We start from the raw sequence: 6,145 nt of genomic DNA on the forward strand, positions 1-6,145 counted from the left end.
TATTATTTTATACTTTAAATATAAATAATTTCATGTTTATAACATGCTGAACAAGAATTAATAAAAACTTAATATGAAATATGGAGATATTACTGTAATTATTCCAGTTAAAGAAAGATTGAATCTTCTTAAGTCAGCATTAATCTCGATTAATAATCAAAGTCTCATTCCTAAGCATGTCTTAATTATTGATGATGCCTCTTCTGAAAAAATTTCAATAAATAGAAAGTACAATTTTAAATATAAATTAATTCGTAACAAAAAAAATATTGGAGTTTCAGAATCCAGAAATAAAGGTATCAAATTATGTAAAACAAAATATGTATGTTTTATTGATACCGATGACTTATGGAAAAAAAATAAACTTAAGTTGCAATATAATATGGCTGAAAAAAATAAATTAGATTTTGTATATTGTAATTATAAAAGCTCTAAATTTATCGAAAAAAAAATTGAAAATAATCAAGAAATTTTTAATAGATTAATAAACAATTGGTCAAATCCGAATAGTTCCTCTTTTTTTTTTAAAAATAAATCTTTAATTAAACTAGGGTTATTTGATAGAAAACTTAGAGGATCTGAAGATCATGATCTGTGGTTCAGAATTGCTTTATCTGATTTAAGGGTAAATTATATAAATGCAAATTTAGTAAATACTGAAAATTTTAATTATTTTCAGATTTCAAGAAATTATTATGTAAGAGAGGAATCATTAAAAATATTTTTTAAAAAATACAAAAAAATCATTCCTAAAACAAAATATTCACAATTTAAAAAACATATTTATACAAAAGCATTTATACCAGTATTGAACGGGGCAATAAAAAAGTTAGATATATCAATCGCCATTAAATGTATGAAATATCTTATTTTTTCTAAATTATTTTATAAAAGATATTTGCACTTTTTATTCGGAAATTTTTTGAACTAAAACCTGTCTATATATTGCAATAATTTTAATTTTATTTTTATATTTTTTTAAAAATTTATTTATTGCATAAATTGGATGTGAATTTTGTTGTGATTTATATTTAAATAGATAATCATCAAATAAAATATAGCCGTTAATATTTAATACTTTAAAACTTTGTAACGCATCATAATAGACATGTTTAAAATAATGTGATCCATCAATATAAATTAAATCAAAATCTTTAACTTTATTTTGAAAAAAAAATTTTTTTGATGACCCTTTAAATTTTGTAACTTGACTTTTATGGTTTGCAAGATTCTCGTCAAATCTATTTTCAACATTATCAAAATTTATATTTTCATAATTTACATTTTGATTTTTCCAAATATCTACACATGTAAGTTTTACATTAAGAAAATAATTTAGAAAAAAAGATGCCGATTGACCCTCATAACTTCCGATTTCCAAAATTGAATTTATTTGATTTTTTTTTTTTTTAAAAAATAAATAAATATAACTTACATTATCAAAAAACCATTTGTTAGAAAAATTTGTATTTTTAAAATCATGATTTATTTTTTTACTAAAAAATAAATGTCTTACATTTGTTTTTAAAAATAAAAGAAAAAATTTTCCTCGGCCAAATATTATCAAGAAAATTATATCTCTTATTTTTTTGATAATTATGAGTTTGATTTTGTCATATCTCATGGTTTATTTATAGCATTAAAAAAATGAATTTGTGATTCAAGTGGGTGAATATTTTTTTAAAAAAATGTTTATTTAATATAATAAATAAAGTAACAAATTATTAAACTTATATAAAGTTAAAATGATAGATGAAAATCAAAAATTATACTTTTTAAAAATTCTTACTTGGTTTTCTTCCTTTGTAATTGTTCTTTTTCATTATGGTTTATGGTTTGAGCTAAATTTTTATGAAAAAAATTCTTTAATAAATTATCTATTAGAGAAAAAAGAATATGGTGCTAACTTTGTGTATTTATATTGGGCTATTACTGGATTTTTTTTTATATATCTTTATCACAAAGATGAAAAAATTAAGTTTAAATCATTTTTTATAAAATTCTTTGCAAAATATTATCCATTGCATTTTTTTACATTAATTTTAGTTTTTATTATTCAATATTTTAATATTAAATTTTTCGGAAAAACTGAATTTGGTTATATAAACGATATTTATCATTTTACATTAAATATATTTTTTGCATCAAACTGGGGGATTGAAAAAGCTCAGAGTTTTAATGCACCCATATGGTTTATGTCTATCTTGGTGCCTGTTCTAATTTTCTTTTTTTTAACTTTTACATTTCTAAAACATTTAAAAATTTTTTTTTCAATTTTTATAATGGTTTTTTTTTATTATATAGTTCCTTTTGCAGTTAACACAAATCAAACTGGTCTTAATTTTTCTGCATGTTTTTTTTATTTTTATTTGGGTATTTCAATTTTTTATATTTGTGAATTTAATAAAAAATATAAAAAAAAATTTGTAATTTTTGGTTTTTTTGGAGTTGTAATCTCAATTGTAAGTCTTAATTATAACTTCAGTTTATTTTATAGTTTGATCAAATCAATACCATCAACCGTATTATTATTTTTTTCATTAATTTTATTGTGTCAAAATTTTTATTTTAATTCTAATAAGATAATAAGCAAATTTGAAACTTTAATGGATACTTCTTACTCGATTTACCTCTTTCATTTTCCGCTTCAATTGTTTTTTATATTAATTTTTAACCTTTTAAATCTTGATAAAAATTTATTTAGTAATTTTTTATTTTTTTTATTTTATATAGTAATCTTAATGATTATATCAGTAATATCTGTAAAAAATTTTGAAAAACCTTCTAGAAATTTTTTTTTAAAAATGATTTAAGTAAAAAAATAAAATGATACCAAATTTTGAAAAAATAGAATTTGTAGAATTTTTATCAAAAAATCCTAAAAGAATTTATGAGGGTGGCAATAGGTTTAAAAATCTACCAAGGAAAAATAATGACCCATTAATTTCAATAATAACAGTATCAAAAAATTCTTCAAAGTTTATACAAGAAACTATAGATAGTATAAAAAATCAAAAATATAAAAATATTGAGTATATTATTATAGATGGTGCATCTTCTGATAGTACGATTGATATAATTAAAGATAATAAAGATTTTATAGACTATTTTGTAAGTGAGCCTGACTTAGGTAACTATGATGCAATAAACAAAGGTTTGTCTTTATGTACAGGTGATCTTATAGGAATTGTAAATTCTGATGATATTTTATTGCCAGACGCAACTTCAATTTTAATCAAATATCACAAAAATTATACTGATGCTGATTTTTATTTTGGATCTGTAAAAAAACATTGGGGAACAATAAGTGGATACTATCCTAAAAAAATAATGTATTCTTGGTTTTTTTATACAAGCCATTCAACTGGTTTTTTTCTAAAAAGAGATGCTGCAGAAAAAAATGGAAAATATTCTTTAAAATATAAATATTCATCAGATTTTGATTATTTTTATAGATTAATAGTCCATAATAAATTTAAGGGAGTAGCAACAAAAAAAAGTGAGGTTTTTGGTATATTTAGACCAGGAGGAATATCAGCTACCTTAGATAAAGAGGACCATTTTTTTGAAAAGATTCAAATAAGAATTGATAACAAGCAAAATAAATATTTTTTATTAATCATCTTTTTCCTAAAATTTTTTAGAAACTTTTTTAGCAATAATAGAATTAATTTTGGTAAGTTTTATTTATTTTTTAAAAAAAATTTTTTATAAATTATTTTTTTTGTACTTTAAAAAAAACAGCAATAGGATAAATGTCTTTTAAATCATAGTTCACAAATAAATTTAAGATTGTGTCTAATAAAAAAGCGATAGGAAAAATTATAATATTTAAGAATGGTATTTTTTTACTAAAATCAGATATCAAAGAAAAACATAAGCTAAATGGACCAAAACCTAAATTTTTAACCTCAATAATTTTAAAATCCTTTTCAAAAAATAAAATTAAAAAGGGTTTTGTAAATCTTAGATAATCAGAAGGAGCTCCATGGAATCTATATAAAAATGGCGTTGATCCAATTAAAACCCCTTTATTTTTAAGAATTTTCTTAATTTCTTTTTTTGCATTATTTATTTCTGTTAGATGCTCCAATACATTAAATAATAAAACATTATTATATTTATTTTTTTTTAAAGAAGTTTTTTTATTTAAATCTGCATTTATAACACCAACTTTTTTTATATATTTGTCACTAAAATCTATTTTTTTAACTCTTATTTTTTTTGCTAATGATACAAAGCTATTCTTAGATAAAGGCTCTGCTCCAAATTCAATAATATTTCCTGAAATTTTATTTTTTTTACATTCTATATTTTGTAATATTCTACATAAACTCTTGTTACGATATATTCCATAAATGATATCAAAAAAAAATTTTAATGAACTCATAATTATTACTTATTTAAAATTTTTTTATAAATATCAATATACTTTTTAGCAATAATCTCAGATGAAAAATTATTTTTAGCAAAACTTTGACATTCCTGCTTAAAAAAATATTTGTTTATTTTTATTTGTTCAATAATCCAATTTAAACCATCATTAAAATCATCTTGATCTTGGTAATTTGAAAGATAGCCTGTTTTTTTATGCAAAATTGCATCTGTTAATCCAGTTTCTTTAAACCCTATTGAGGGAACTCCGCATGTTGCAGCCTCTGTAGCAACTTGTCCTAAAGCTTCAATAATGCTTGGGGTAAGCAAAACATCTGAAGCTGAATAATATAATTTTAACTTTGCTGCGTCTCCATTAAATGAATTATTTATATTTATAATATTGTCTCTTCCAATTGTGGAACTTATATTTTTTCCAAGATTTAACAATATAATATTGTCATGAAATTTGGACAAATAATCCAAAGAAGATTTTACAAATTTGAAACCTTTTCGAAAATCTTTGATTCCGTTTGTAGACATAAAAAGTAGAATAATTTTATCATTTGGAAGCTTTAAAGCTTTTCTTGCTTCCATTTTATCTAGAGCTTCCCATTCACTTATATTAATTACACAAGGTACAATTGAAATTTTATTTTTTTTGAAAAGCTGACTTTTCTCAACAGAGTCTTTTAACCATTTACTTGTACATATCACATGGTTAATTTTTGATTTCCAAAATTTTTTTTTTTTTTTCCATATAAATTTATTAATATCAAAACCAGTTTCATCATTTCTCATTGGTGAATTTTCATATCCAACTATATATCTATTATCATCTGTATAGTGCTCACCACCCAGCATTGGCCACATATCTAAAAAGGTCCAAACTATAGGAAGATTAATTTTTGATATTTCCTTAATAGAAATCAATTCATTATTAATCCAATGTAGATTAATAATATCGGGTTTAATGTGTTTTATTTTCTTTAATAAACCACTTTTGAGTAAATTAAGAGAGTGAGAATATTTCCCATCAAATTTATAGATATATTTTTTTTGTCTCGCTAATTTAATTTTAAATTCATTATATTTCTTTTCATATTTGTATATTGGTCCAATTATATCTTCATCTTTACTTAATTTTTCACCTACCAATACTTTAGAATTTATTCCAAACTTTTTTAAAGATTGGTGCAATCTAATCATTGCTATATTAGCTCCACCTAATGTATCTGAATATCCAACATGTAAAATTTTCATATATAAATTTTATTTGTACTTTTGAAGTTTACTAAAAAATAATTGCATATTTTTTTTACATTCTTTAGACCCATCCATTTTGATAATTGGAATTTTTTTTTTAACTATATAATTTATCACATTTTTACATAAGTAATTTTTGGGTGAAACGTAGCTTAGTTTATCTGCTTGATATAAAAAACCATCTTTTCTTCTCTTTGCTCTTTTTAGGCAAATTTTAATATTTGTATTAAAAAATAAAACTAGATCTGGATTCGGGACTAAATTTAAATAATCATTTTTATTTTTATTATTAAAAAATAAATTTTTATTTCCCTTAAAATTTACAAAAATTTTTTGAAAAAAACCTTCATCAACTATTTCAAATTTTGTATTTTTTTTTTTTAACTTTGAACCAAGATAATCTATTTCAAAATTTTTTAGAGCTCTATATTTTCTTTCATTTGTATATTTCGTAGTAGAAATATATTTTTCATACAATATAATAATTTTTTTATAATTCTTATCC

General features: G+C 21.2%; 7 protein-coding genes. 3 read left to right on the plus strand and 4 right to left on the minus strand.

The window, feature by feature from the left end; all coding sequences use genetic code 11:
• Positions 1 to 73: 73 nt before the first annotated feature.
• On the plus strand, positions 74 to 931 hold the full coding sequence (locus tag ACTT9R_RS05395; protein ID WP_440926992.1) for a glycosyltransferase family 2 protein: 858 nt from the start codon (positions 74 to 76) through the stop codon (positions 929 to 931).
• Here the strand turns inward: ACTT9R_RS05395 and ACTT9R_RS05400 are convergent.
• Positions 908 to 1,624 carry a class I SAM-dependent methyltransferase gene (locus tag ACTT9R_RS05400; RefSeq protein WP_440926993.1) on the minus strand — a complete coding sequence of 239 codons (717 nt, stop codon included), beginning with the start codon at positions 1,622 to 1,624 and terminating at the stop codon, positions 908 to 910. The genes ACTT9R_RS05395 and ACTT9R_RS05400 overlap by 24 nt on opposite strands.
• 121 nt (positions 1,625 to 1,745) lie before the next feature.
• Between ACTT9R_RS05400 and ACTT9R_RS05405 the strand changes: the two genes are divergently transcribed.
• Both ACTT9R_RS05405 and ACTT9R_RS05410 read left to right on the plus strand, forming a co-directional pair.
• The gene (locus tag ACTT9R_RS05405) at positions 1,746 to 2,813 is read left to right on the plus strand and encodes an acyltransferase family protein (protein ID WP_440926994.1); all 1,068 of its coding nucleotides are present in this window, start codon (positions 1,746 to 1,748) and stop codon (positions 2,811 to 2,813) included.
• Positions 2,814 to 2,826: 13 nt separating this feature from the next.
• A complete protein-coding gene (locus ACTT9R_RS05410) occupies positions 2,827 to 3,714 on the plus strand; it encodes a glycosyltransferase family 2 protein (protein ID WP_440926995.1) in 888 nt (295 codons plus the stop codon).
• A 1-nt stretch (position 3,715) separates the two neighbouring features.
• Here ACTT9R_RS05410 and ACTT9R_RS05415 read toward each other — a convergent pair whose 3' ends face one another.
• The 3 genes from ACTT9R_RS05415 to ACTT9R_RS05425 form a co-directional block, all read right to left on the minus strand.
• The gene (locus ACTT9R_RS05415) at positions 3,716 to 4,390 is read right to left on the minus strand and encodes a methyltransferase domain-containing protein (protein WP_440926996.1); all 675 of its coding nucleotides are present in this window, start codon (positions 4,388 to 4,390) and stop codon (positions 3,716 to 3,718) included.
• A 5-nt stretch (positions 4,391 to 4,395) separates the two neighbouring features.
• The gene (locus ACTT9R_RS05420; RefSeq protein WP_440926997.1) at positions 4,396 to 5,637 is read right to left on the minus strand and encodes a glycosyltransferase; all 1,242 of its coding nucleotides are present in this window, start codon (positions 5,635 to 5,637) and stop codon (positions 4,396 to 4,398) included.
• A 9-nt stretch (positions 5,638 to 5,646) separates the two neighbouring features.
• Positions 5,647 to 6,145: hypothetical protein (locus tag ACTT9R_RS05425; protein WP_440926998.1), on the minus strand; the 499-nt coding region annotated here is incomplete at its 5' end.

The organism is Candidatus Pelagibacter sp., assembly GCF_052049835.1.
Lineage (GTDB): Bacteria > Pseudomonadota > Alphaproteobacteria > Pelagibacterales > Pelagibacteraceae > Pelagibacter.

Bases quoted from the DNA above. Each gene is read 5' to 3' on its own strand.
- ACTT9R_RS05395 (WP_440926992.1), top strand. From the start codon at position 74: ATGAAATATGGAGATATTACTGTAATTATTCCAGTTAAAGAAAGATTG.
- ACTT9R_RS05400 (WP_440926993.1), bottom strand. From the start codon at position 1,624: ATGAGATATGACAAAATCAAACTCATAATTATCAAAAAAATAAGAGAT.
- ACTT9R_RS05405 (WP_440926994.1), top strand. From the start codon at position 1,746: ATGATAGATGAAAATCAAAAATTATACTTTTTAAAAATTCTTACTTGG.
- ACTT9R_RS05410 (WP_440926995.1), top strand. From the start codon at position 2,827: ATGATACCAAATTTTGAAAAAATAGAATTTGTAGAATTTTTATCAAAA.
- ACTT9R_RS05415 (WP_440926996.1), bottom strand. From the start codon at position 4,390: ATGAGTTCATTAAAATTTTTTTTTGATATCATTTATGGAATATATCGT.
- ACTT9R_RS05420 (WP_440926997.1), bottom strand. From the start codon at position 5,637: ATGAAAATTTTACATGTTGGATATTCAGATACATTAGGTGGAGCTAAT.